Here is an 880-nt window from a genome sequence, read left to right on the forward strand (position 1 = left end):
CGGCATCCGTTGTTCCAGGTGATGTTGACGTTCCAGAATATGGCGGACGCGCATCTCGAGTTGCCCGGGTTGAGTGTCTCGGGTGTGGATGTCGATGCGCAGATCGCGAAGTTCGATCTGCAGTTGACGTTGTCGGAGGGGTACGCCCAAGACGGTTCGCCGGACGGTTTCCGTGCGGAGTTCACTTATGCCACTGATTTGTTCGATGCGGTGACGGTCGAGGGGTTCGCGGAGCGGTTCGTGCGGATCCTCGAGGCGGTCGTCGCCGATCCGTCGCGGCGGGTGGGGGATATCGATCTGCTGGGCGCCGACGAGCGTGTGGCGGTGCTCGAGCGGTGGAACGATACGTCGCGTCCGGTGCCGGATGGAACATTGCTGGACCGGTTCGATAGCCAGGTCCTTTCGAATCCCGACGCGATTGCGGTGGTGTTCGAAGACGAGTCGTTGACGTACGCGCAGTTCGATGTGCGGGTGAATAGGCTTGCGCGGTATTTGATCTCGCGGGGTGTGGGTCCGGAGACGACGGTGGGGTTGGCGGTGCGCCGGTCGTTGGATCTGTTGGTGGGGATGTATGCGATCGTGCGGGCGGGTGGCGCGTATGTGCCGATCGATCCGGATCATCCGGCAGATCGCATCCGGCATGTGCTCGATATTGCTGCCCCGGTGTGTGTGGTGACGACGGCCCGCGATGGGTTCGAGGTGCCGTCGGGTGCCGATGTTGCTGCGGTGGTGATCGACCGGCTCGATCTTGCCGGTGTGTCGGCCGGTCCGGTGTCGGATGCGGAGCGGTCTGCGCCGTTGCGGCCGGACAATACGGCGTATGTGATTTTCACGTCGGGGTCGACGGGGCGGCCGAAGGGTGTGGCGGTGTCGCACGGGG

1 protein-coding gene is annotated in these 880 nt (G+C 64.0%); it reads left to right on the plus strand.

Translation table 11 applies throughout. The features are described from left to right. Positions 1-39 precede the first annotated feature (39 nt). On the plus strand, positions 40-880 hold an 841-nt coding region (locus tag RDCOP1_RS21105), incomplete at its 3' end, for an AMP-binding protein (protein WP_307718201.1).

The organism is Rhodococcus coprophilus NBRC 100603 (assembly GCF_001895045.1).
Taxonomy (GTDB): Bacteria; Actinomycetota; Actinomycetes; order Mycobacteriales; family Mycobacteriaceae; genus Rhodococcus; species Rhodococcus coprophilus.